This window comes from Pseudomonas sp. C1C7, from assembly GCF_013359595.1.
GTDB lineage: Bacteria > Pseudomonadota > Gammaproteobacteria > Pseudomonadales > Pseudomonadaceae > Aquipseudomonas.
In genome coordinates, this window is record NZ_JABFMP010000029.1 from 49,831 (window position 1) to 72,025 (window position 22,195).

At 62.1% G+C, this 22,195-nt stretch carries 20 protein-coding genes; 8 read left to right on the plus strand and 12 right to left on the minus strand.

What is annotated here, in order from left to right; genetic code table 11:
- Nucleotides 1-132: 132 nt before the first annotated feature.
- From HNO86_RS21840 to HNO86_RS21850, 3 genes are all read left to right on the plus strand, one after another.
- Complete coding sequence (locus HNO86_RS21840; RefSeq protein WP_175378999.1) at nucleotides 133-1,296, plus strand: iron-containing alcohol dehydrogenase; 1,164 nt, start codon at nucleotides 133-135, stop codon at nucleotides 1,294-1,296.
- Between the two features lie 22 nt (nucleotides 1,297-1,318).
- Nucleotides 1,319-1,633, plus strand: a complete 315-nt coding sequence (locus HNO86_RS21845) for an NIPSNAP family protein (RefSeq protein WP_175379000.1) — start codon at nucleotides 1,319-1,321, stop codon at nucleotides 1,631-1,633.
- 114 nt (nucleotides 1,634-1,747) lie between these two features.
- Complete coding sequence (locus HNO86_RS21850) at nucleotides 1,748-2,728, plus strand: cyclase family protein (protein WP_175379001.1); 981 nt, start codon at nucleotides 1,748-1,750, stop codon at nucleotides 2,726-2,728.
- Here HNO86_RS21850 and HNO86_RS21855 read toward each other — a convergent pair.
- Nucleotides 2,721-3,650 carry a LysR family transcriptional regulator gene (locus HNO86_RS21855; RefSeq protein ID WP_175379038.1) on the minus strand — a complete coding sequence of 310 codons (930 nt, stop codon included), beginning with the start codon at nucleotides 3,648-3,650 and terminating at the stop codon, nucleotides 2,721-2,723. The two genes, HNO86_RS21850 and HNO86_RS21855, sit on opposite strands and share 8 nt — an antisense overlap.
- Nucleotides 3,651-3,809: 159 nt before the next feature.
- A complete protein-coding gene (locus tag HNO86_RS21860; protein WP_175379002.1) occupies nucleotides 3,810-4,748 on the minus strand; it encodes a cyclase family protein in 939 nt (312 codons plus the stop codon).
- 323 nt (nucleotides 4,749-5,071) lie between these two features.
- Here HNO86_RS21860 and HNO86_RS21865 point away from each other — a divergent pair, with 323 nt between their 5' ends.
- Nucleotides 5,072-6,103 (plus strand): helix-turn-helix domain-containing protein, encoded by a 1,032-nt coding sequence (locus HNO86_RS21865; RefSeq protein WP_175379003.1) that lies wholly within the window; start codon nucleotides 5,072-5,074, stop codon nucleotides 6,101-6,103.
- A 251-nt stretch (nucleotides 6,104-6,354) separates the two neighbouring features.
- On the plus strand, nucleotides 6,355-6,675 hold the full coding sequence (locus tag HNO86_RS21870; RefSeq protein ID WP_175379004.1) for a DUF2388 domain-containing protein: 321 nt from the start codon (nucleotides 6,355-6,357) through the stop codon (nucleotides 6,673-6,675).
- Between the two features lie 47 nt (nucleotides 6,676-6,722).
- Here HNO86_RS21870 and HNO86_RS21875 read toward each other — a convergent pair whose 3' ends face one another.
- Together HNO86_RS21875 and HNO86_RS21880 are read right to left on the minus strand one after the other, a co-directional pair.
- Nucleotides 6,723-7,631, minus strand: a complete 909-nt coding sequence (locus tag HNO86_RS21875) for a pyridoxal-phosphate dependent enzyme (protein WP_175379005.1) — start codon at nucleotides 7,629-7,631, stop codon at nucleotides 6,723-6,725.
- Nucleotides 7,632-7,877: 246 nt separating this feature from the next.
- The gene (locus HNO86_RS21880) at nucleotides 7,878-8,669 is read right to left on the minus strand and encodes an SDR family oxidoreductase (protein WP_175379006.1); all 792 of its coding nucleotides are present in this window, start codon (nucleotides 8,667-8,669) and stop codon (nucleotides 7,878-7,880) included.
- A 124-nt stretch (nucleotides 8,670-8,793) separates the two neighbouring features.
- On the opposite strand from HNO86_RS21880, the gene HNO86_RS21885 reads away from it, so the two are divergent.
- Nucleotides 8,794-9,741, plus strand: coding sequence for a GlxA family transcriptional regulator (locus HNO86_RS21885; RefSeq protein ID WP_175379007.1), 948 nt, complete (start codon nucleotides 8,794-8,796; stop codon nucleotides 9,739-9,741).
- Between the two features lie 39 nt (nucleotides 9,742-9,780).
- Here the strand turns inward: HNO86_RS21885 and HNO86_RS21890 are convergent, their stop codons facing one another.
- The 7 genes from HNO86_RS21890 to HNO86_RS21920 all read right to left on the minus strand — a co-directional run bounded on the left by HNO86_RS21890 (nucleotide 9,781) and on the right by HNO86_RS21920 (nucleotide 18,122).
- Nucleotides 9,781-10,446 (minus strand): HAD-IA family hydrolase, encoded by a 666-nt coding sequence (locus tag HNO86_RS21890; RefSeq protein WP_175379008.1) that lies wholly within the window; start codon nucleotides 10,444-10,446, stop codon nucleotides 9,781-9,783.
- 126 nt (nucleotides 10,447-10,572) lie between these two features.
- Nucleotides 10,573-10,989 carry a response regulator gene (locus HNO86_RS21895; RefSeq protein WP_175379009.1) on the minus strand — a complete coding sequence of 139 codons (417 nt, stop codon included), beginning with the start codon at nucleotides 10,987-10,989 and terminating at the stop codon, nucleotides 10,573-10,575.
- Nucleotides 10,990-11,102: 113 nt separating this feature from the next.
- Complete coding sequence (locus tag HNO86_RS21900) at nucleotides 11,103-12,713, minus strand: GMC family oxidoreductase (RefSeq protein WP_175379010.1); 1,611 nt, start codon at nucleotides 12,711-12,713, stop codon at nucleotides 11,103-11,105.
- Nucleotides 12,714-12,901: 188 nt separating this feature from the next.
- Nucleotides 12,902-14,119 carry a mandelate racemase/muconate lactonizing enzyme family protein gene (locus tag HNO86_RS21905; protein ID WP_175379011.1) on the minus strand — a complete coding sequence of 406 codons (1,218 nt, stop codon included), beginning with the start codon at nucleotides 14,117-14,119 and terminating at the stop codon, nucleotides 12,902-12,904.
- A 1-nt stretch (nucleotide 14,120) separates the two neighbouring features.
- Nucleotides 14,121-15,440: a nitrate/nitrite transporter gene (locus HNO86_RS21910; protein ID WP_175379012.1), complete on the minus strand. Its 1,320-nt coding sequence runs from the start codon at nucleotides 15,438-15,440 to the stop codon at nucleotides 14,121-14,123.
- Between the two features lie 154 nt (nucleotides 15,441-15,594).
- Complete coding sequence (gene aldA / locus HNO86_RS21915) at nucleotides 15,595-17,019, minus strand: aldehyde dehydrogenase (protein ID WP_175379013.1); 1,425 nt, start codon at nucleotides 17,017-17,019, stop codon at nucleotides 15,595-15,597.
- A gap of 170 nt (nucleotides 17,020-17,189) precedes the next feature.
- Nucleotides 17,190-18,122 carry a LysR substrate-binding domain-containing protein gene (locus HNO86_RS21920; protein WP_175379014.1) on the minus strand — a complete coding sequence of 311 codons (933 nt, stop codon included), beginning with the start codon at nucleotides 18,120-18,122 and terminating at the stop codon, nucleotides 17,190-17,192.
- 160 nt (nucleotides 18,123-18,282) lie between these two features.
- Between HNO86_RS21920 and HNO86_RS21925 the strand changes: the two genes are divergently transcribed.
- Nucleotides 18,283-19,461 carry a hypothetical protein gene (locus HNO86_RS21925; RefSeq protein WP_175379015.1) on the plus strand — a complete coding sequence of 393 codons (1,179 nt, stop codon included), beginning with the start codon at nucleotides 18,283-18,285 and terminating at the stop codon, nucleotides 19,459-19,461.
- Between the two features lie 265 nt (nucleotides 19,462-19,726).
- The gene (locus HNO86_RS21930; RefSeq protein WP_175379016.1) at nucleotides 19,727-20,602 is read left to right on the plus strand and encodes a LysR substrate-binding domain-containing protein; all 876 of its coding nucleotides are present in this window, start codon (nucleotides 19,727-19,729) and stop codon (nucleotides 20,600-20,602) included.
- A gap of 152 nt (nucleotides 20,603-20,754) precedes the next feature.
- Here the strand turns inward: HNO86_RS21930 and HNO86_RS21935 are convergent, their stop codons facing one another.
- Nucleotides 20,755-22,119 carry an MFS transporter gene (locus tag HNO86_RS21935; protein WP_175379017.1) on the minus strand — a complete coding sequence of 455 codons (1,365 nt, stop codon included), beginning with the start codon at nucleotides 22,117-22,119 and terminating at the stop codon, nucleotides 20,755-20,757.
- Between the last annotated feature and the right edge of the window lie 76 nt (nucleotides 22,120-22,195).

Genomic DNA, 22,195 nt, shown 5'->3' on the forward strand with positions numbered 1-22,195 from the left:
ACGTTAACACCGCACGCCCCCTTCACAGGGGATGACAAAGGGTGATCGCAGGATCAGACCTTTTCATTATCGGCGCTCCCGAGCGCTGATTACTGTTGCCCCACGAACAAGAACCACAAGCGGGAGACACCCATGAACCCATTTCAGTTTTACTTCCCCACCACCCTCAAAAGCGGCAACGGTCTGGTGCGTCAGGCAGGCGTCCTGCTCAAGCCCCATGTGCAGAAAAAGCTGCTGGTGGTCACCGACGAAGGCCTGATGGCGTCGGGGGTGATGGAAGCCTTTTTCGCCTCGCTGACTGAAAGCGAGATTGCCTACGAAGTGTTTGCCGGGGTCGAGCCCAACCCCACCACCGACGTGCTGGAGCGCGCCGTGGCGTTCCTCAAAAGCCACGATTGCGATTCGGTGATCGGCGTCGGCGGTGGCAGCAGCATCGACACCGCCAAGGGTGTCGCGGCCATGGCCACCAACCCCGGCAACATCCTCGACTACGAGGGCTACGACAAACTCAAGCAGCCGCCGCTGCCGATCTTCGCCATCCCGACCACTTCCGGCACCGGCAGCGAGTGCACCGCGTCCACGGTGTTCACCAACACCAAGACGCTGTTCAAGACCGTGATCATCAGCCCGGCGCTGTTTCCGAAGCTGGCGATTCTCGACGCCGAACTGACCCTCAAGCTGCCGCCGTCGATCACCGCCGCCACCGGCATGGACGCCCTGACCCACGCCATCGAGTCCTACGTCTCCAAACAGGCCAACCCGATCAGCCAGGCCCTGGCGCTGCAAGCGATCAAGATGATCTGCAGCCATCTGCCGAAAGCCTTTTTCACCGGCTCCGACCTGCACGCCCGGGAGCAGATGCTGCTCGCTTCGTTCCTCGCCGGCGTCGCCTTCGCCCAATCGAAACTGGGCAACGTGCATGCGATCTCCCACACCTTCGGTGGCGTGTTCAACATTCCCCATGGCATCGCCAACGCCACGCTGTTGCCCTACGTCATCGAGTTCAACCTGCCGGCCTGCCCTGAACTGTTCCGCGAAATCGCCCTGGCCATGGGCGAGAACGTCGATGGCCTGAGCGTGGCTCAAGCCGGGCACAAAGTGGTGGAACACGTACAGGCGCTGAACAAGGCCATCGGCATCCCCGACAACATCAAGGACCTGGGCGTGGACCTGGAGTACATGCCGCAGATGGTCAGCGACTCGATGCGCAGCGGCAACGTGCTGGTCAACCCGCGCCTGACCAATGCCGCCGACGTGGAGCGAATCATCCGTAACGCGTACCACGGCACTCACTGATCACTGCAAGAGAGACAATCCCATGTTTTATGAAATGCGCACCTACACCGTCCAGATCGGCAAGATGCAGACCTACCTCAAGCACTTCGAGGAAAACGGCCTGCCCGTGATCTCCCGCTACACCACGCTGGTGGGCTGGTGGTACACCGAGATCGGCGAGCTGAACCAGGTAGTGCACATCTGGGCCTACGAGAGCCTGGACGATCGCATCAACAAACGCGCCGCCCTCTACCAGGACCCGGACTGGCTCGAAGGCTTCGTGCCGATCGCCTTTGCGATGCTTGAAAAAATGGAATCGAAACTACTGATGCCGGCGCAGTTTTCCCCGATCAAATAGCTCACACCCATCCCCTCTACGGTGAGCTGGAACACGATCCCTGTAGCAGCTGGCGAAGCCCGCGGCTACAGGGATCGTGTTCCAGCCTCCCGTGCAAAAACCAAGGAAAACCCCATGTGCGACCACAACAACAATACCGCCGCCCACTCCTCTCCCGATGCCAAGGCCCTGCTCGAAGGTCTGCCGACCAACTGGGGCAAGTGGGGGCCTGACGATGAAGTCGGTGCCCTTAACTACCTGCAAAACGCCGAGGTGCTGCGCGGCATCAGCGCCGTGCGCCAGGGCAAGACGTTCACCCTGCAAGTGCAGATCGGCCATCCCAAGGGCGAGCCGCTGTGGCCCGGCCGTCGCCCGTCGATGCGGGTCAACGTGCTGGACAAGGGCCACTTCCTGGCCGGCAAGACTCATTTCGACGGGCACGTGGAGTACGCCGACGACGTGATCTTCATGCACCTGCAAGGCTCGACCCAGTACGACGCCCTGGGCCACGTCTGGCACGACAACAAACTGTGGAACGGCTACGACGCCATGAGCACCATCGGCGGCATGGACAAGGCCAGCATCCTGCCGATTGCCGAGCGCGGGATCGTCGGGCGCGCGGTGCTGATCGACATGGCCCGCCATCGCGGCAAGGCGGTGCTGGACAAGGGCGAGACCTTCAATCACCACGACCTGCTGGCCGCCGCGAAAGCCCAGGGTATCGAGATCCACAAGCGCGACATCCTGATCATCCGCACCGGCTGGATCGGCTCGTTCTACGAGCGCGAACCCGAGGAGTTCTACAAGGATTTCGCCGAGCCGGGCCTGACCTTCAGCCGCGAACTGGTGGAGTGGTTTCACCAGATGGAAATCCCCAACCTGGTCACCGACACCATGGCCAACGAAGTCGCGGTCGATCCGCAGTCGGGGGTGCTGATTCCGCTGCACAACGCACTGATGCGCAACCTCGGCGTGACCTTCACCGAGGTGGCGTTGCTCGACGAACTGGCCACAGATTGCGCCGAAGACGGCCAGTGGCAGTTTCTCTACACCGCCGCGCCCTTGAAGATCGTCGGCGGTACCGGCGCGCCGGTGAACCCCATCGTGATCAAGTAGTCAGGTCGCGCTGCAATTCGTTGATCAGCAGGGTCGCCGCCGGAGACAGATCGGCGCCGACCCGGCTGATCACGCCATAGGGCTCGATCAAGGCGCGCAATGACACCGGCAGCTTCACCAGCAATTCGTGCTGCTCGCAGAACTCGGCCACTTCCACCGGGATCACCGCCAGCAGGGTCGGGTCCTGCTGCACCAGCATCATGGTGGCGAAGGTCGACGAGGTTTCGAGCGGATAACGCGGAATCTCCAGCCCCGCCTCGTTCAGTTCCCGCTCCAGCGCCTGGCGCATCGGCATGTCCTTGGGATAGACCACCCAGCGGTAATCGCTCAACTGTGACAGCTGCAATGACTCGACACGCGCCAGCGGATGGTCCTTGCTGGCGACTACCGCCAGGGGCTCTTCGCTCAACTCGATGCAGTCATAAGCGTCCGAACGCTGGCCGACGCTGGTGCGACAGATCGCCAGGTCCAGCCGTCCCTGATCCAGCAAACCAAGCAGCGTGGCGCTGGTGTTTTCCACCAGTTCCACCGACAGCTCCGGCTGCTTGAGGCGCAGTTCGGTCAGTGCCCGGGTCAGCAACGGCACCGCGCCCATGATCACCCCCACCGACAGGCGCCCGCCCTGGCCGCGCATGATGCTCAGCATTTCCTCGCGCAGGTGCTCCACATCGCTGTAGATCAGCCGCGCATAACGGATCATGCAGCGCCCCATTTCATTGGCCACCAAGCCCTTGGGCTGGCGCTCGAACAACGGCATGCCGAGCAACGACTCGACCTCGTGCAGCGCCTTGGTGGCGCCGGACTGGGATATCGAAATCTGCTCGGCGGCCTTGTGCAGCGAGCCGCGATCATCGAGGGCGATCAGCAGCCTCAGCTGTTTGAGGCGCAGACGTGAAGCGATGCTGCCAAGTGAAGGGACCATATCGTCGGGTGCTCTGTTCAAGTTGCGAATCCATCAGGGCCAGTGTAGGCCCCTGTAACGCGCATTTTGGGGCGCAGTCTCGGGGCCGGACAAATGACAACAACGGGCCAGGGGATGAGCGTTCGTCATCCCCGGTCCGTTGTTGAGCAACCGTATCGGTCAGCGAATCGCCACCGGGTTGATGTTGACCTGGGTCGAGCCTTTGTAGAGCGGCTGACCGAGCACGAACATGAAGGTCCAGGCCTTGTCCTTGACCAGTGCGCGGCTGTCGATCAGCTCCAGGTTGTAGATACCGTTCTTGGCCAGCATGAACTGGTTGACCGGGAATTCCTGGCCGTCGGTGCCGGGGTAGATTTCCGAGGCCCAGGTGTCGCCGCCGAACGCGACGATCTGTTTGTCCGCCAGCCACTTGGCCGCCGCCATGCCGATGCCCGGTTCCACCGCGAGGAATTTCTCGTTGTCCTTGCCCAAAAGCTCAAGCCAACCGGTGTTGAACAGCACCACATCGCCCTTCTCGATGCTGATGCCCTGCAGGTCCAGAGCCTTCTGGATATCGGCGACGGTGAACTCGGTTTTCTCCGGCACGATGGCTTTGCCGTACACCGCGGTCATGTCCAGGACCACGCCACGGGTCACGATCGGCGGGACCTTTTCGATGCCCAGCTTCCTCACGCCCTCGACGGTCACGAAGTCGGCGGCGCGATTGCCGTTGTAGTAGACGTTGTCGATGCCGATGTGGCCGATGCCGTTGAGCTGAGTGCCGACCCCGGTCCAGCCGACCACCAGTTCATCGTTGAAGGTGAATTTGTTCGGCCCCATGGTGGTGCCGCCCGCCTCGCCCGGCTGGACGTTGGTCAGGTGAAAACTGCGATGGCGGAAGGCGGGCAGGTTTTTGTCGATGGCCACTGCCAGCGGGTAGGTCTTGCCGGTCTTGATCAGCTTGGCGGCGTTGAGCACCGAGTCGGCGGTGATCAGGTTCGCGGCGCCGATTTCATCCTGGGCACCGTAGCGCGAGGGGTACCACTCTTGCGCATCGGCGGCGTGGGCGGCGTTGAGGGTGAACAGCAGGGCAAAAGGCAGTACCAATCGGTTAAGCATGGGGCAGATCCTTGTCTGGTTTCGATGGCGCCAAGGTACCCAGCGCGTTTGTGCGAAAACAGACAGGTGTCGACAATACAATTGTTCCGGATTTTCACGAGTGCACGCTCTTTTACAGGTGCTGCCGAAGGCTGCGATCTTTTGATCTTGCTTTTAAAAAACAAAATCAAAAGATCGCAGCCTCCGGCAGCAACTACACGGTTACCGGTAGACATCGGCAGTCAACTGACATAAAACCCGTAAATCCAGCCAGTCGATCAAGCGCCGTTACGTTTATACCGTTTGCGAATTAAGATTATTCCAACTCGCTAAAACAGAAGCTCATGAACGAAATCGCCAGCTCTCCCGCCTCCCCCGCGTCATCCCCCAGGCTTGCGTGCGACTCCTCGCGCTTGATCGTGTTCCTCGCGTATCCCGAAATGGGCCTGCTGGACCTGACCGGTGCCCAGACCGTGTTCTGGGCGGCCTCCAAATACATGAACGCGCGCAACCTGCCGGGTTATACGCTGCACACCGCGAGCCTGGCCGGCGGCCTGATGCACACCGCCGAGGGCCTGGCGGTCAACACCGTGGCGCTCAGCGATTTCGATGCTCGAACCATCGATACCCTGATCGCTCCTGGCGCGCCGAACATTCTGCAGGCCATGAACCATTCCCTGGATCTGGTGGCCTGGCTAGCCGAAGCTTCGGGCAAGGCCAAGCGCACCGCTTCGGTGTGCAGCGGCACCTTTCTGCTGGCCGAGGCCGGCTTGCTGGAAGGCCGCCGCGCCGCGACCCACTGGCTGATGTGCGACATGCTCAAGGAGCGCTATCCGGCCATCGAAGTCGACAGCGATGCGATCTTCGTCAAGCAGGATGCGATCTGGACCAGCGCCGGTGTCAGCGCCGGCATCGACCTGGCCCTGGCGCTGGTCGAAGAGGATTGCGGGCGCGAAGTGGCGCTGCTGGTGGCGCGGGAGATGGTGGTGTTTCTCAAGCGTCCTGGCGGTCAGGCCCAATACAGTCAGCTGCTCAAATCGCAAACCAGCGAAAGCGCCGCGTTCGACGAACTGCACCTGTGGATCTCGCACAACCTGGCCACCGAAAACCTCACCGTCGAAACCCTCGCCCAGCAAGTGCAAATGAGCCCGCGCAACTTCGCCCGGGTCTACAAACTCAAGACCGGCCGCACCCCGGCCAAAGCCGTGGAAGTGCTGCGTGTGGAGGCGGCCCGGCGCTTGCTGGAAGAGTCCGAGCGCAACATCGACCAGATCTCCCGACTTTGTGGCTTCGGCGATGAAGAACGAATGCGCCTGACCTTCCAGCGCAACCTCGGGGTCTCGCCCAGGGAATACCGCAGCCGGTTTTCGCGCTAAGCGAACACGGCACTACCCATCCCCTGCAGGAGCGAAGCTTGCTCGCGAAAGCGGCATGCCAGCCGTCTTCAATGTTGACTGGAGCACCGTCTTCGCGGGCAAGCCTCGCTCCTACAGGGTAGGCGCCGATTCTGGCATCGACACATCACCCATGTGGGCCCATCTGAATTGCCGGGGAACTCTCGGCGAGCGGTGTGCATCTGAAAAGATGAGGTACTTCCTTTTTGCTGCACGCTTCAGAGGACACCATCATGCGCCGTCTGATTATCGTTTCTTCCCTGCTGCTGTGTTTACCTGTCGGCTCTGCACTGGCCGATGTGGATGCGGGTGATGTCGCCACTTCGGCCGGCGTTTCCGCGTCCCTTTATTCCACGTTCAAGGATCACAAACTCGTGGTTCCCGCCCGGGATGACGCCTCCAGCTTCGTAGCCAGTGGCGGTGCCATTCGCGGCGCGTACCTGGAGTCGGTGTTCGAGAAACTCCGGCAGGACAACCCCAACCTCGTCAGCGCAAGCGATGAAGAACTGGCTCAGGCCATCCTCGTACATGACGATGTAGTCGCCAATCACTAAAGAACCCAGTAGGAGCGAGCATGCTCGCTCCTACAGTAGAGCTGCGTTCAGCGGGACCAGCCGCTTACCAATTGCGCGCTGATGCTCACCCCGCCACACACCACAATCACCACGTCATGGGCACCGGCAATGGCCGGGTGGTCCAGGTAGGCGATGGCCAGTGAAACGCCGCAGGCGGGTTCGACCAGCTGGCGCAGGTCGCTGGCGTAGCGCACCACGCCCATGATCGCCTGCTCGTCACTGAGCACCACGCATTGGTGGTCGAAATCGAGGATGTGTTTTACCGGCCACTCGGCCACCAATGATGCGCCCAGAGACCGGGCGACGGTGTCGATGCGCGGCAGCTTGACCGGATGCCCGGCGCTAACCGCCGCGGCGAAAGACGCCGCGCCTTCGGTTTCGCAGGCGACGATCCGGCAGTCCATGCGCTGGTGACGGATCAGTCCGGTGAGGATTCCCGCCAACAAACCACCGCCGCCGACCGAGGTGACGATGGCGTCGAATTGCGGACAGTCTTCGATGATTTCATCGATCATCGTGCTGTGCCCTTGCCACAGCACCGGGTGGTCAAAGGCCGGTACGTATTCGGTATCCGCGCCCTGCGCCAGATCCTTGGCCTTCTGATTGGCCTCGTCCCAGACCTTGCCGTGGACGATCACTTCGGCACCGGTTTTCTGGATCCGCGCGCGGGTGGATTCGGGGGTGGTGTGCGGCACCACCACACAGGCTTTCAGCCCCAGGCGGGCGGCGGCCACGGCGGTGGCGAAACCGGCGTTGCCACCGGAAGGACAGATCACCTTGCGCTTGCCCTGCGCCACCGCCTGGCTGCACAACAAACCGATGCCGCGCACTTTGAAGGAACCGCCGGGTTGCAGGTTTTCCAGCTTGAGCCAGATTCGGCGGGACGGCGTCGAGAGGTCCGGATGGAGGATCAGGGGTGTTCTGATGTGCAGCATGACAGGCTCCTGTTGCAGGCCACGGGCCTGAGGAAGGCCGGTGGTGAACGGTGCTCAGACAAGTCTAGTCCACCCTTGGGTTCTGTTGTGTTGCTGATGACGCCCTCGCGGGCAAGCCCGCTCCCACAGGGAAATGCGCAAACCTTGTGGGAGCGGGCTTGCCCGCGATGGTCGTCAACGTTAACGCTGGCAGCCTGATGCCCAGCGGTGTTCTGCTCGCGATAGCGTCCGCATGAACGCCGCAAATCAGAGGTAACGTGGCGCCGCCGTGGAGGTGCCGAACAACCCGGACAGCACCTGGCGCTGTGCCTCATGGCGGTCCCACTGGGAACCATCATGCAACCCCGGAATGGTCACCACCTCGCCACTGGCAAGCCCCACCAAGGCGGCATCGACCATGTCCCCGGCCGACATCACGATCTCCTGCGGCAGGTTTTCCACCGGGTTGCCCGCCTCGCTCCAGAAGTCGGTAGCGATGGCGCCCGGCAGCACGGCCTGGATGCGCAGGCCCTTGTCGGCCAATTCATGGTGCATCGACTGGCTCAGGGCCAGGACGAACGCCTTGGTGGCGCCATACACACCATTGAGAATTTCCGGGGCGATGGCCACGATCGAGCCGATGTTGATCACGGTGCCGCCGCCGCGGGCGACGAACCCCGGCGCCACCGCGTACGCCAGGCGAGTCAGCGCCGTGATGTTCAGGGTGATCATCTCTTCCATGTCATCCACCGGACTGCCCAGCAGCGGCATGACCGCCCCCACCCCGGCGTTGTTGACCAACAGGGTGATGCTCGCGTCGCTGCGCAGGATCTGCTCGACCCGCAGCAAATCGGCCTTGTCCTTCAAATCGGCCGCCACCACTTCCACGCTGCGCCCGGTTTCGTCGCTCAAGCGGTTGGCCAGGGCATCGAGTTTTGCCTGGCTGCGGGCGACCAGAATCAGGTTATAGCCCTGACGGGCCAGGCGGTCGGCGTACACCGCGCCGATGCCTGAGGACGCGCCGGTGATCAGGGCGGTGCCTTTGGATGAAAGCGTCATGTTCAATGTCCTTCACGAAGGGGCGAGATATTCGCCGGTGTGAGCAGTTATAAAGTGACTCGCCGGCGTCGCAAATGACGTTTAAAGTACGTTTTTCGGACATGACCTTTTTGAGGACATCCCCATGATCAGCGTGGCCTTCGTGGTTTTCGACAGGTTCCAGTCCATGGCGCTGGCGGCGATGCCGGTGTTCGAGTACGCCAACTTCAGCGCCGGCGAAACACTGTACGACGTGCACGTGCTGTCCGAGGACGGGCGAAACCTGCGGGCGTCCGGCGGCTTGACCGTGGGCACCGAGGTGTTCGATGAGCGGGTCTTCGATACGGTGATCGTGGTCGGCGGCGATTCGATCCTCGAACAGGCCCCCGAGGCGGTGCTCGATTACCTGCGAGCCAGCGCCACGACAGCCCGGCGTACCGCGTCGATCTGTTCCGGTGCCTTCGTCATGGCCCAGGCCGGATTGCTCGACGGGCGGCGGGCCACCACCCATTGGGCCTATGCCCGGCAGCTGCAGGAGCGTTTTGCTTCGATCAAGGTGGAAGCTGACCGTATTTACGTGATCGATGGTGCGATCTGGACCTCTGCGGGGATGACCGCCGGCATCGATCTGGCGCTGGCCATGGTGGAAAAGGATTTCGGCGCGGAACTGGCGCGTTCGGTGGCGCAGAAGCTGGTGATGTATCACCGTCGGGGCGGCGGTCAGTCGCAGCATTCGGCGTTGCTGGAGCTGGAGCCGAAATCCGATCGTATCCAGACGGTGCTTGGCTATGCGCGAGAGCATCTGGCCGAAGCGCTGTCGGTGGAGCAGTTGGCGGAGGTGGCGAGTCTTAGTCCACGGCAATTCAGCCGTGCCTTTCGTGCCGAGACTGGGCAATCGCCGGCCAAGGCCATCGAGAATCTACGCTTGGAGGCCGCAAGACAACTGCTCGAACGAGGGCGCCTGAGCCTGGATCAGATCGCCCTGGAAACCGGCTTCAGCGACCGGCGCCGTATGCGCGAGGCCTTCCTGCGAGCCTTCGGCCAGCCGCCCCAAGTCATCCGCCGCACAGCCCGCACCGAATCCCCCCTGTAGGAGCTGCCGAAGGCTGCTCCTACAGGGGGGTGGTGTGGGTCAGGAAGTCTGGAGGTGAATCATGCCGTCCGCATTGACCTGCACGCTAATCGATTCATAACTCCCCACGGTCGCATGCTCCGTCTCAAGCTTCTGCTCATGCGCCGCCGTGACAATCAGCAAATCCGCCCCCGCCGCTTCCGCCGCCTGTATCCCCACGGTGGCATCTTCGAACACCAGGCATTCGCCGATTTCCACGCCCAAGCGCCGCGCAGCCAGCCGGTAACCCGCCGGGTCTGGCTTGCCGACGGACACGTCCTCGGCAGTGATCATCACCCGCGGTTCGGGCACCCCGGCCGCCGCCATGCGCCGCAACGCCAGCGTCCTCGGCGCGGAGGTGACGATGGCCCATTGGCCCGCCGGCAACGCCTTGAGAAAAGCCGCCGCACCGGCCACCTCTTCCACTCCGTCGACATCCTCGATTTCCGCCTGGGTGATCCACGCCGCTTGCGCTTCGGCATCGACGCCGGGCAGGTTCAGGCGGCGGATGGTGTCGATGGCGCGGGCGCCGTGGATGGTGGGCAAAAAGGTGTCGACATCGACGCCGTGGCGCCGGGCCCAGGTGGCCCAGACGCGCTCGGCGGCGGCGATGGACGTAAGGATGGTGCCGTCCATGTCGAACAGGAAGGCGCGGTATGGGGTGTCGAAAACGGAGTTGGCGGGCAAGGGAGACGTTCCTGTCAGGGTGTTTCAGGCAAATCTACACGATCCCTGTAGGAGCTGCCGCAGGCTGCGAAGTTTTGATCCTGATTTGCAAAGACAAGATCAAAAGATCGCAGCCTGCGGCAGCTCCTACAGGTGGTTGCGGTGTGGGTGGGATTTGAGGGCACCTTCGACGCAATCGAGCAGTTGCCCCAGCGCCCAGGGTTTCTTGATGAACGACACGTCGTGGCGCACACCCGAACTCTGCGGGGTTTCGTAGCCGGACATGATCATGATCGGCTTGTCCGGCCAGTGATCGCCGAACAGGTTGGCCAGGTCGGCGCCGTTGAGCGTGCCGGGCATGGTGATATCGGTCAGCAGCAAGCCGACCTCCTGCGCATGGCGCTGCAAATACACTGACGCTGCGTCCGCGCTGGTCTGGGAATTCACCGCATACCCCTCCTCCTGAAGAATCTCGCAGAGAAACTCCAGGATCAACGGATCGTCCTCCACCACCAGAATCAATCCGCCCGAAAGGTCTCCACCCGCAGTCGGTTCACGATTCATGACCTTGCCGCTCCCTGTATATCTCAATGATTTCGCGGGCTCTAATCCGCCACCTACAGGTATGAACAGCGGCGCCCGCGGAAATTCATTTTTGATACAGGCAAACGGTCAAATCAGGCGTCCTCGAGGATCAAGTCAGCACCCTTCTCCGCCACCATCAGCACCGCGGCGTGGGTATTGCCGGAGGTCACGTTGGGGAAAATCGACGCGTCGACGATGCGCAAACCGTGCATGCCATGGACCTTCAGACGCTTGTCCACCACCGATTTCTGCTCGTCCGAGCCCATGGCGCAGGAGCCGCACAGGTGATAGATCGAACCGCAGTTCTCGCGGAAGTACTGCAGCATCTGCTCGTCGGTTTCAATCGCCGGCCCCGGCAGCACTTCGTCGACGGTGATGCCCTTGAGCGCCGGTGCGCCCATGATCTTGCGCATCAACCGGCTGCCCTGGATCACTTCGTCGATGTCCTTCTGGGTGCTCAGGTAGTTCGGGTCGATCAGCGCCGCGTCCCGTGGGTTTTTCGAGGCGATCTCGATGTGCCCGCGGCTGGTCGGCCGGCACGGGTTGAAGCACAGCAGGAAGCCGGAATACGGCTCGGGCTTGAGGCTGGCCTTGTTGTTCTTCGGGATCTGGTACGACAGCGGGTTGAAGTACAGCTGCAGGTTCGGGTTGCTCTGCTGCTCGTCGCCACGGAAGAAACCGCCGGCCTGGTTGACGCTCATGGCCAACGCGCCCTTGCGGGTGAACAGGTACTTGAGGCCCAGCTTGAACTGGCCGAACAGCGAACTGAGCTCATCGTTGAGCGTCGGGATGTTGGCCTTGTAGTAGTAACTGGCGCACAGGTGGTCCTGCAGGTTCTGCCCCACCGCCGGCAGGTGCTTGACCAGCGGGATGCTGTGCTTGGCCAACAGTGCCTGATCGGCGACGCCGGAGAGTTGCAGAATCTTCGGTGTATCCACGGCGCCGGCGCAGAGGATCACTTCCTTGTTCGCCGTGAAGGTGCGCACCACGCCGTGCTGGGTGATGGATACGCCGGTGGCGCGTTGCTGGTCATCGAACAGCACGCGGTCGACCAGGGCGAAATGCTCGATGGTCAGGTTCGGCCGGCTCAGCGCCGGATGCAGATGGGCGAAGCTGCTGGAGCAGCGCTGGCCATCGCGGGTGTTGACGTCGTAGATGCCGGCGCCTTCGAAATTGCGACCGTTGAAGTCCTCGCTCAGCGGGTAGCCCAACTCGTCGCAGCCCTTGAGGAACACGTCGCAGATCGGGTGCGTCTGGCCCTTCATCGGGGTGATGCTGATCGGGCCGCTGCCACCGTGGTATTCGCTGTCGCCCAAGGGGTGGTTTTCCAGCTTGCGGAAGTACGGCAGCACGTCCTTGAAGCCCCAGCCGTCGTTACCGTTGGCCGCCCAGTCGTCGAAGTCATGGGCCTGGCCGCGCACGTAGATCATCGCGTTGATCGAGCCCGAACCACCCTGCACCTTGCCGCGCGGGGCGTAGATTTCACGGTTGCCCAGTTGCTTCTGTGGCTGGCTGTAGTACATCCAGTTGAAGGTCGGGTTGTAATACATTTTGGCGAAGCCGACCGGGATCTTGAACCACGGCGAACTGTCCTTGCCGCCCGCTTCCAGCAGCAGCACCGTGTGTTTGCCCGATGCCGACAGGCGATTGGCCAGGACGCAGCCTGCGGCGCCAGCGCCAGCGATGATGTAGTCGTATGTCATGCACGGTTACCGCGTAAGTCGTTATTCAAAAAGCCGCCCGGTCAGCTACGGCGCAAAACCTGTGGGAGCGGGCTTGCCCGCGATAGCTATCTGTCTGTCACATCAATGTTGATTGTGCTGACGCCATCGCGGGCAAGCCCGCTCCCACAGGGGAATGCGCCATGCCTCGAAACGAGCGATAGATCCCGTCAGCCCCGGGCCGGCGATGTGTCCTTGACGTCCGCCGGGGTCGGGGCCATTTGCAGGTGCAGGCGTTCGCCGGTGTACGGCGAGTGCTTGCGCACCACGTCCATGTTCAGCTCCACGCCCAGGCCCGGTTCGGTGGACGGGATGATGTAGCCGTCTTCCCACTGCAACGGTTTGGTCAGGACTTCGGCATGGAAACCGCCCCAGGTCATGATGCTTTCCTGAATCAGGAAGTTCGGCGTGCAGGTCGCCAGCTGGAAGCTGGCGGCAGCACCAATCGGCCCGTTGTACAGATGCGGAGCGATCTGCGCGTAGTAGGCCTCGGCCATGCTCGCAATCTTCTTGGCTTCCAGCAGGCCGCCGCAACGGGCGACGTTCATTTGCAGGATCGACGCACCGCCGGCCTGCAGCAGCTTGAAGAATTCGTACTTGGTGGTCAGGCGCTCGCCGGTGGCAATCGGGATGCTGGTCTTGGCCGCGACCTGCGCCATGGCGTCTTCCTGGCCCGGCGGCACCGGCTCTTCGAACCACAGCGGGTCGTACTTCTCCAGACGCTTGGCCAGGCGGATCGCCGAGGACGGCACCATCTGCCCGTGGGTGCCGAACAACAGGTCGCACTTGTCGCCCACCGCTTCGCGGATCTTGCGGCAGAAGGTTTCGCAGCGCTCCAGCACTTGCAGCGAGATCTGATGCCCGGAGTACGCGGTGTACGGCCCGGCCGGGTCGAACTTCACGGCGGTGAAGCCCTTGTTCATGTTCTCGATGGCGCACTCGGCGGCCAGGTCCGGGTCGTCGTAGTCGTACTCGCCCTTGCTGTTGACCGGGTACAGGTAGGTGTAGGAGCGCAGGCGCTCGTTGACCTTGCCGCCCAGCAACTCGTAGACCGGCTTGTTGGCGGCCTTGCCGATGATGTCCCAGCAGGCCATTTCCAGGCCGCTGACCACACCCATCATGGTCAGGTCCGGACGCTGGGTGAAACCGCTCGAATAGGCCTGGCGGAAGAAGCGCTCGATGTGGTGCGGATCCTGGTTGAGCAGGTAGCGTTCGAACACGTCTTCGATGATCGGCAGCATGGCCTTGGGGCCGAAGGTCGCGGCGTAGATCTCGCCCACGCCTTCGATGCCGCAATCGGTCTTGAGCTTGACGAACAGCCAGTACATGCCGCCGATGTGCGGTGGCGGAACGGCAACGATATGGGTTTCAAGGGCGACGATTTTCATCTCAAACACCAGTCTTGTTCAAAGATTTGCGATTGACGCGAGCGCGCAGGGCCAGGGCCGCGAAGGTCCCGATCAGGCCGACGCTGGCGATGTAGCCGAAGTAGAGTTTGTAACCGACAGCACCGGGGTACTGTTCGGTGAGGTAGCCATTGATCAGCGGGATAAAGGTGTCCGGCAGGTAACCCACCACCGAAACGATGCCGATGGCGAGGCCCGTGATGCGCAGCGGAATGTCGCAGGTATCGAGGATCGCCCAGTACAGGCCGCGAATCGCATAGGTCATCAGGCCGATGAAGATCACCGTGGCGATCAACAGGCCCATGCTGCCTAGCGCCGGGAACACGATCAGGCCGACCATCGCCAGGGTCGCGAGGAACAGCGCGACCACCAGCACCGAAATGTTCGAGAACTTGTCACCCAGCCAGCCGCCACCGATGCCGCCGATAGGACGCATCCACAGCTTGATGGTGGTGATGGTGCCGGCCATGACCGCGGTCATGCCGCCGCCCTGCAGGTAATCGGAGAAGCTGTAGGTGGCCCAGAAGATGTGATAGCCGCAGAACACGATGGCGGTGACCAGCCACAGCTCGGGGATTTTCACCAGGGTCGCGAGGTCGGCCAACAGGTTGAATTTGCCCTTCTCCACCTGCGCGGTGGCTTCCATCGACTTGGGGTCCTTGATCAGCACCAGCACGCAGCCGATGGCGATACAGGTGAAGGCGTACATGTACACCACATGCCGGAAGCCTTCGGCGGTCGACTCGCCCCGGGTTTCGGTGGCGTAGGCGAACAGTGCCAGGGCGACGGTGGCCAACAGCGCTTCAACCAGACCGCGACCACCGTCGAGGATGCCGAAGAACCGGCCCTGCTCGGAATGATGGGCGATCATCTTCACCCGCTTGAGCACCGAGGCCCAGAAGGTCAGGCCGGTGGTCAGGCCCCAGCAACCGAAGATGATCATCAGGCTGGTCATCGACGGCGCGGTGGAGTACCACAGGCCCAGGGCGCCGGTGGCCACCAGCGAGAAGAAAATCAGGAAACGCGGAGCGATGCGGTCGGCCAGCCAGCCGCTCGGCAGATAGGACAACAGGAAGATAGTGCCCAGCATCGAGTACAGATAACCCAGCTCGCTGTGGTTGATCTGGAACACTTCGAGCATGGTGGTCTGGTAGACCTGGCGCAGATAGAGAATCGGGTAGATCGCACCGGCGGCCAGTACCAGCAACATCAGCTGGAAATAGCGACTGCCCTTGTCACTCTGGCTTTGTGAACCTGCGTTGGAACCCTGAACAGCGGCAGCAGAAGTTGCTTGCTTGGACATTGAGTAGACCTCTGGCGCCCGGTGTGCCGGGCGCTCTGATAATTGTTGTTATAGGTGCAGCGGCAAGCGGCAAGCTACAAGCTACAAGCCGCAAGCTTGAAACGGTTCGCTTTGAACTTGCAGCCAGAAGCTAGAAGCTCGTAGCTGCTTCCATTCAATACTTCATGACCACCAGACGGGTCTGGGTGAATTCGAGCATGCCGTGCTTGCCGTCATCGCCGCCCAGGCCCGAGCGTTTCCAGCCGGCGTGATAGCCCTGGTACGGGTCGGCCGGGGTGCGATTGACGTACAGCTCGCCGGCTTCGATGGCGTTGGCGACTTTCTGCGCGGTGCGGTAGTTCTCGGTGTAGAGCACCGACGACAGGCCGAACTGGTGATCGTTGGCCATGGCCAGGGCTTCGTCGATGTCGCGGTATTTGAGTACCGGCAGCACCGGGCCGAAGATTTCTTCCTGGATGATTTCCATGTCCTGGCGGCAGCCGCTGAGCAGGGTCGGCGGGTAGAAATGGCCGTTGCCTTCAGGGATGAAACCACCTGCTTCCAGTACAGCACCGTCGGCGATGGCGCGCTCGACCATGGCATGGATGTTCTTCTGCGAGCTGGCGTTGACCAGCGGGCCCATCAGGCTGGCGTCAGTGGCGCGGTCGCCGAATTTCACGGCGCCGATTTTCGCTTTCAGCAGGCCGAGGAATTTGTCGTAGACGCTTTCCTGGACGTAGACCCGCTCCACCGCCGTGCACAGCTGGCCGCAGTGAGTGGTCTTGGAACCGACGATGGCCGTGGCGGCGGCTTCGAGGTCGGCATCGGCCTCGATGATCGCCGGGGTCTTGCCGCCCAGTTCCAGGGACGGCTTGGCGATGTTGGCCTTGCAGTAGTCGAGCACGATGCGCCCGGCGTTGACGCTGCCGGTCAGGGTGATCAGACCGACGGCCTTGTGGGTGCAGACGGCAGCGGCCGTGGCGTGGTCCATGGTCAGGATGTTCACCACGCCGGCCGGCAGACCGGATTGCTGCACGGCCTTGGCGATTTCGAAGGCCGAGGTCGGGGTGTTGTTGCTTGGGCGAACAACCACGGTGTTCCCGGCAATCAGCGCCGGGGCGATTTTGCGCAGCAGGGTGTAGACCGGGTAGTTGAACGGGATCAGGCAGGCGACTACGCCAATCGGCTCGCGGTGCAGGAACAGGTTTTCGTTCGGCGAATCGCTCGGGATGATCTCGCCTTCGATACGGCGTGCCCATTCGGCGTGATAACGGGTGATCTGCGCCGCATAGCGGGCTTCGTTGCTGGCGTCGCTGACGCTCTTGCCGGACTCGGCGGCCAGGGCCTGGCCGATGTCTTCGGCGCGGGCTTGCAGGGCATCGGCGAACGCGCGCAGGTGCTCGGCGCGTTCGATGCTGGTGAGCTTGCCCCAGGTTTTCTGCGCCTTCGCGGCGGCTTCGACCGCAGCGGTGGCTTCATCGGCGGTGGCGGCGCAGACGTGGCCCAGCAGCGCCTCGGTGGCCGGGTTGTAGACGGCAATCAGCGCGGCGCTGGCCGGCTCGATAAATTGCCCGTTAACAAAGTTTCGCTCGAGTCGCATGTGAATCGCCCATCGTTGTTTTTGTCCAGTCGGGGCAGTCTTGGCATTCGGGCTGGATTGAACAAACGATTTATTGAGCGATGTAACATTCTAAAAACGCAGGTTACCCGCATTGACCACTATCCCCCGTGGGAGCGGGCTTGCTCGCTCCCACGGGGGATTTGCGTTGTTCAGGAGGCTGCGGTTGAAGGCTCGAGCTGCCTCTGCGCCAACCAGATCTCCTCCTGCAACCACTGGCTGAACACCTGCAACTGCGGCATCTCGGTCTGCTCCGGCCGGGTCACCAGCCAGTAGGACTGATGCCCGTCGACATGCACGTTCAGCACCTGGGTCAGCTGCCCGCTGGCCAGTTCCGGGGCGACCATGTGCCAGTCGGCGATGGTGATGCCCAGTCCATCGATGGCCGCCTGGATCGCCAGGTCCAACAGATCGAATTCATAGCCGCCCTGGGTATCGACGCCACTGATACGCGCCGCGTCCAGCCAGTGTTTCCAGGTCAGGTAACGCTGATCCTCCCGGGCCAGCACATGCAGCAGCGTCAGGCGATTGAGGTCGATGCCCTCCTCGCTCCACTCCCGCGCATACAGCGACGGCGCGCACGCCGCAATGTGCCGCTCCTGAAACAGCAGGGAACTGTCCAGGCCATCCCACTCGCCGTTGCCGAAACGGATCGCGCAATCCAGGGTGCCGGTCTCCGCGAGACTGTCCTGCAGGCGCGTGGTGATGCTCAGTTCCAGGTCCGGATGCTGCTCGCGCAGACGCCCCAGCCGCGGCATCAGCCAGCGACTGGTAAAGGTCGGCGGCGCATTGACGTGCAGGCGGTTGGCATGGCTTTTCTGCTGGATGCTGCGCACCGTCAGTTCGATCTTGTCGAAGGACTGGTGCAGCGCCCGCAGCAACACCCGGCCGGCGGCGGTCAGCTCCAGGTGATGATGGCGACGCACCAGCAGGCTCTCGTCCAGTTGTTCCTCCAACTGCCGCACCTGTCGGCTGACTGCGCTCTGGGTCACGTTCAACAACTCCGCGGCGCGGGTGAAACTGCCCGTGCTACCGGCCACTTCAAAGGCTTTGAGCGCGTTCAGGCCGGGCATTTTGCGTTTCATGGAAAACTCTCGAAGACAGATGACAGTGGCCAAGCGTACTGGATTTTCCCAGTAACATGCATCCGAGGAAGGTTTACCCGGATTTTTAATCGTTTGTTCATCGCAGCGCGGATCGCAAGACTTACGGGCATCTCACATAAAAATAACCGAGAGCTGCCACATGCCCTTCCCCGCTCCACTGCGTCTATGCCCTTTGTATCTCGCTCTACTCTGCACCTTTGCCGCCCCGGCCATGGCCGTCCAGGTCACCGACAACCTCGATCTGGGCGGTGCCATTCGCGCACGCTGGGATTACGACCCGGATCGCGACATTCAGAACTTTGGCCTGGACACCGTTTACCTCAGCGCCAAATACAACTCCGACACCTGGATCGGTGAAGCCCAGTACCGTTTTTACGGCCGCTCCTATCCTTATCGTTACACGAAAAATTACGGCGACATCCAGTTCGCCAAGCTGGCGTGGCTGGGTTACAAGTTCAACCCCGACCAGCAGGTGCAAGTGGGCCTGAACAACGTGCCATTCGGTCTGCAGCCGTACTTCGGCAGCACCTTTTACGAAACCCTGGGCAACGTCATCGGCCTTGAAGATGTACAACAGGTCGGCGCCAAGTACATCCAGCAAAGTGGCGACTGGAACATTCAAGCCGGCTATTACCTGCGCCCGGCCTGGCAAGGCAAGGGCACCAGCAACGGCGTGACCTTTTCCAGCGTGGTGTCGCAAGCCGACAGCTATGTGACCGATGGTAGCGATAACCAGGAACGCAACACCCTGGCCCTGCGCGTCGCCAAAGCGCTGGACCTGGGGCCATGGAAATCCGAAGTCGGCGTGTCCGCCCTGACCTCGACCCTGGAAAACCGCGATACCAACGACGACGGCCGACGCAATGTGGTGGGTGTGCACTACCTGGGCAAGAACGGACCGTGGGGCGTGCAGTTGCAGGCAGCGCGTCAGCAAATGTCGCCGCGCAACCCCGGCACCGACGAAGTGGTGACCTTCGGCGGTTACGACGGTACGTACAACGTCGCCAGTCGCGGCAACCTGTACGTCGCGGACCTGAGCTACGACGTGGCCGGCAAATACCTGTTCGACCAGATCAGCGGGGCGAAGCTCTACGCCAACTACAGCGCATTCGACAAATCGGCCAGCGGCTTTGAGACCTCTGAACGGTTGATCCTCGGTTCGTCGTTCGCGCTGAGCAAACTGTGGGTGGCCACCGAATGGCTGATCGGCAGGAACGATCCGTACATTGGCGGCAGCAGCTACACCCAGAGCCTGGCGGCTGGCGGGACGGATCACTGGGAGAGTCAGGTGTATGTGAACATCGGTTACTACTTCTGACCGACACTCCCCTGCAGGAGCTGTCGAGTGCAACGAGGCTGCGATCTTTCAAGGCAAGATCAAAAGATCGCAGCCTGCGGCAGCTCCTACAGGTCTGCGGTGTTTTTGCCGACGCCATCGCGGGCAAGCCTCGCTCCTACGGTTCATCACCGAATCCTGCAGGAGCGAGGCTTGCCCGCGAAGGCGTTGGCACAAACAACACTTGCATCGGCCCGTAGCCAATAGTCAGATAGGCACCACAACACAAAAACATCGAGCCCCTTCCATGCGTCAACTGCCCTCGCTCAACATGCTGCGCGTCTTCGAAGAGGTCGCGCGGCATCGCAGTTTCAGCCAGGCGGCCGTGGGACTGAACGTCACCCAGGGCGCCGTCAGCCGGCAGATCAAGCAACTGGAAGATTACCTGGGCGTCGCGCTGTTCATCCGTACGCCCCAGGGTCTGACCCTGACCGAAACCGGTATCGCCCTCTCCCCTCATCTGAGCGACGCCTTCGACCATATCGAACGTGCCCTGCAAGCGGTGCGTGTGCCCAATCTGCGCCAGCGCCTGCGCATCGTCGCGCCGCCGACCTGGGGCACGCGCTGGCTGTCGGCGCATCTGCGCGCCTTCGTCCAGCGCTACCCCGATATCAGCCTGAGCGTGACCAATCAGATGGGGCACGAAAGCCTCGCGGAAATCGACTGCCACATCCGCTTCGGCCTGGAAGCGGCGCATCATTGCCACAGTCAATTGCTGGTGATGGAGCGGCATATCGCGGTCGCCAGCCCCGAGCTGTTCAACGGCGACCTGCCGCCGGACCTGCGACGGTTTCCCCTGCTGCACATCCTGCACGACGGCAAGCGCCTGAAGGTCTGGGAGAACTGGCTGGCGGCCATGGGCCGGGATGACGTCGAGGCCGGGCAAGGGCTGGAATTCAGCACCCTGGACCAGGTGATCCACACGGCTCTGGCCGGTGGCGGCCTGGCGGTGATCGACCGGCAGATGATCGAAAAGGAACTGGCCAACGGCAGCCTGCTGCCCATCACCCCGGTGGAGGTGATCGGGCCCTATGGCTATTGGCTGGATGTGGCGAATGACAAGCGGGGGTTGTCGAAGGTGCGGTTGTTTACTGATTGGTTGAGTGTGGTCAGTAATCCCTGACACACCACCACTCTCTGGTACACCACTATCCCCTGTGGGAGCGGCGGTGCGACGATTCGACTTGCTCGCGAAGGCGTCGTGTCAGCTGCATTGATGTCGACTGACACACCGCTTTCGCGAGCAAGCCCGCACATTTGGATCCATGCAGTCCTTCAGATTGATGCAGCCGCTTTAGCCGACACCGCCGAACCACTCTCCACCGGACTCTGCGCCTTGCACGCCTGGCTCAGGGTCAGCGACTTGGTCTCCGGCGCCCAGGCCCAGGACAGCAGCGCACCGATCGCCAGGATCGCGGCGAGGATGCCCATGGTCGGGCTCAGGCCGATGCCCGCCACGCTCACCGGCAACAGGAAGGTACTGATCGCCGAACCCAGGCGGCTCACCGCCGTGGCAAGACCAATGCCGCTGGCGCGCACTTCGGTCGGGAAGCTTTCGGCCGGGAACACGCCCACCAGGTTACTCACCGCCGACAGCACCAGGGTGAACAGGCCGAACACCAATACCATCAAGGTCGCCGTGCTGCTCGGCAACACCGCCAGCAGGAACAACGCGATCGCCAGGATGATGAACGAGTTGATCAGGAACCCACGACGGGTGAACTTGATGGTGCACCAGATGCCGATCAGCGCGCCGAGGATCAGCAGCATGTTGAGCATCAACTCGGTGCCGAAACCCTCGGCCAGACCCATCTTCTCCAGGATCGACGGCAGGAAGGTGTAGATGGCGAAGTACGGCATCACGATGCAGACGAAGAACAGGCAGTTGAACGCGGTGCGCTTGCGGTACTCGGGGCTGAACAGCACGGCGTAGCCGGAACGGGTTTCGGTGGAACGGGTTTCGTCCAGCTCGACGTGCTCACCCAGGAACTTCTTGACGATGGCGCGGGCCTCGGCAACACGTCCCTGATTGACCAGCCAGCGCGGCGATTCCGGGGTGCCGATACGGGCAATCAGAATCAGCGCCGCCGGGATTGCCGACGAAGCCAGCATCCAGCGCCAGGCATCGTCGCCCAGACTGAGCATGGCGGTGCCGACGAAGGTCGCGGCGACATAACCGAAGGTCCAGATCACGCTGAAGGAACCGAGCAACACGCCCCGGTGCTTCTTCGGCGCGAACTCGGCGAGCATGGCGTGGCCGACACTGAAGTCACCGCCCAGGCCGATGCCGATCAAGACCCGACAGAGGAACAGCGTCATCGCCGACTCGACGTAAAACTGCATCACCGAAGCGAGGGTGATCAGCACGAAGCTGACCAGGAAGATCTTCTGCCGGCCGACCTTGTCGGAAATCCAGCCGAAGAACAGGCTGCCGAGGAACAGGCCGATCAGTGCCGAAGCGCCGATCAGGCCCTGCCAGAATGCATCGAGCTGCATCTGCGGGCTCAGCAGAGTGAAAGCGATACCGATCAGGCCCAGGATGTAGCCGTCGGTGAAGTGGGCGCCGAAGGTCAGGCCGGCGATTTTGATGTGGAAACGGCCGATGGGCAGGTCGTCGATTTTTACCGGTTGTACGGACATGTAAGTCTCCAATTTTTGTTATTGACGGAGAAAAGAAACCGATAGCTGTTTGTGATGCTTTGATGCTGCCCCTGTG

Excerpts from the sequence above, each read along its gene's own strand:
- HNO86_RS21840 (WP_175378999.1), top strand. The coding sequence starts at position 133 with ATGAACCCATTTCAGTTTTACTTCCCCACCACCCTCAAAAGCGGCAAC.
- HNO86_RS21845 (WP_175379000.1), top strand. The coding sequence starts at position 1,319 with ATGTTTTATGAAATGCGCACCTACACCGTCCAGATCGGCAAGATGCAG.
- HNO86_RS21850 (WP_175379001.1), top strand. The coding sequence starts at position 1,748 with ATGTGCGACCACAACAACAATACCGCCGCCCACTCCTCTCCCGATGCC.
- HNO86_RS21855 (WP_175379038.1), bottom strand. The coding sequence starts at position 3,650 with ATGGTCCCTTCACTTGGCAGCATCGCTTCACGTCTGCGCCTCAAACAG.
- HNO86_RS21860 (WP_175379002.1), bottom strand. The coding sequence starts at position 4,748 with ATGCTTAACCGATTGGTACTGCCTTTTGCCCTGCTGTTCACCCTCAAC.
- HNO86_RS21865 (WP_175379003.1), top strand. The coding sequence starts at position 5,072 with ATGAACGAAATCGCCAGCTCTCCCGCCTCCCCCGCGTCATCCCCCAGG.
- HNO86_RS21870 (WP_175379004.1), top strand. The coding sequence starts at position 6,355 with ATGCGCCGTCTGATTATCGTTTCTTCCCTGCTGCTGTGTTTACCTGTC.
- HNO86_RS21875 (WP_175379005.1), bottom strand. The coding sequence starts at position 7,631 with ATGCTGCACATCAGAACACCCCTGATCCTCCATCCGGACCTCTCGACG.
- HNO86_RS21880 (WP_175379006.1), bottom strand. The coding sequence starts at position 8,669 with ATGACGCTTTCATCCAAAGGCACCGCCCTGATCACCGGCGCGTCCTCA.
- HNO86_RS21885 (WP_175379007.1), top strand. The coding sequence starts at position 8,794 with ATGATCAGCGTGGCCTTCGTGGTTTTCGACAGGTTCCAGTCCATGGCG.
- HNO86_RS21895 (WP_175379009.1), bottom strand. The coding sequence starts at position 10,989 with ATGAATCGTGAACCGACTGCGGGTGGAGACCTTTCGGGCGGATTGATT.
- HNO86_RS21900 (WP_175379010.1), bottom strand. The coding sequence starts at position 12,713 with ATGACATACGACTACATCATCGCTGGCGCTGGCGCCGCAGGCTGCGTC.
- HNO86_RS21905 (WP_175379011.1), bottom strand. The coding sequence starts at position 14,119 with ATGAAAATCGTCGCCCTTGAAACCCATATCGTTGCCGTTCCGCCACCG.
- HNO86_RS21910 (WP_175379012.1), bottom strand. The coding sequence starts at position 15,440 with ATGTCCAAGCAAGCAACTTCTGCTGCCGCTGTTCAGGGTTCCAACGCA.
- aldA (WP_175379013.1), bottom strand. The coding sequence starts at position 17,019 with ATGCGACTCGAGCGAAACTTTGTTAACGGGCAATTTATCGAGCCGGCC.
- HNO86_RS21920 (WP_175379014.1), bottom strand. The coding sequence starts at position 18,122 with ATGAAACGCAAAATGCCCGGCCTGAACGCGCTCAAAGCCTTTGAAGTG.
- HNO86_RS21925 (WP_175379015.1), top strand. The coding sequence starts at position 18,283 with ATGCCCTTCCCCGCTCCACTGCGTCTATGCCCTTTGTATCTCGCTCTA.
- HNO86_RS21930 (WP_175379016.1), top strand. The coding sequence starts at position 19,727 with ATGCGTCAACTGCCCTCGCTCAACATGCTGCGCGTCTTCGAAGAGGTC.
- HNO86_RS21935 (WP_175379017.1), bottom strand. The coding sequence starts at position 22,119 with ATGTCCGTACAACCGGTAAAAATCGACGACCTGCCCATCGGCCGTTTC.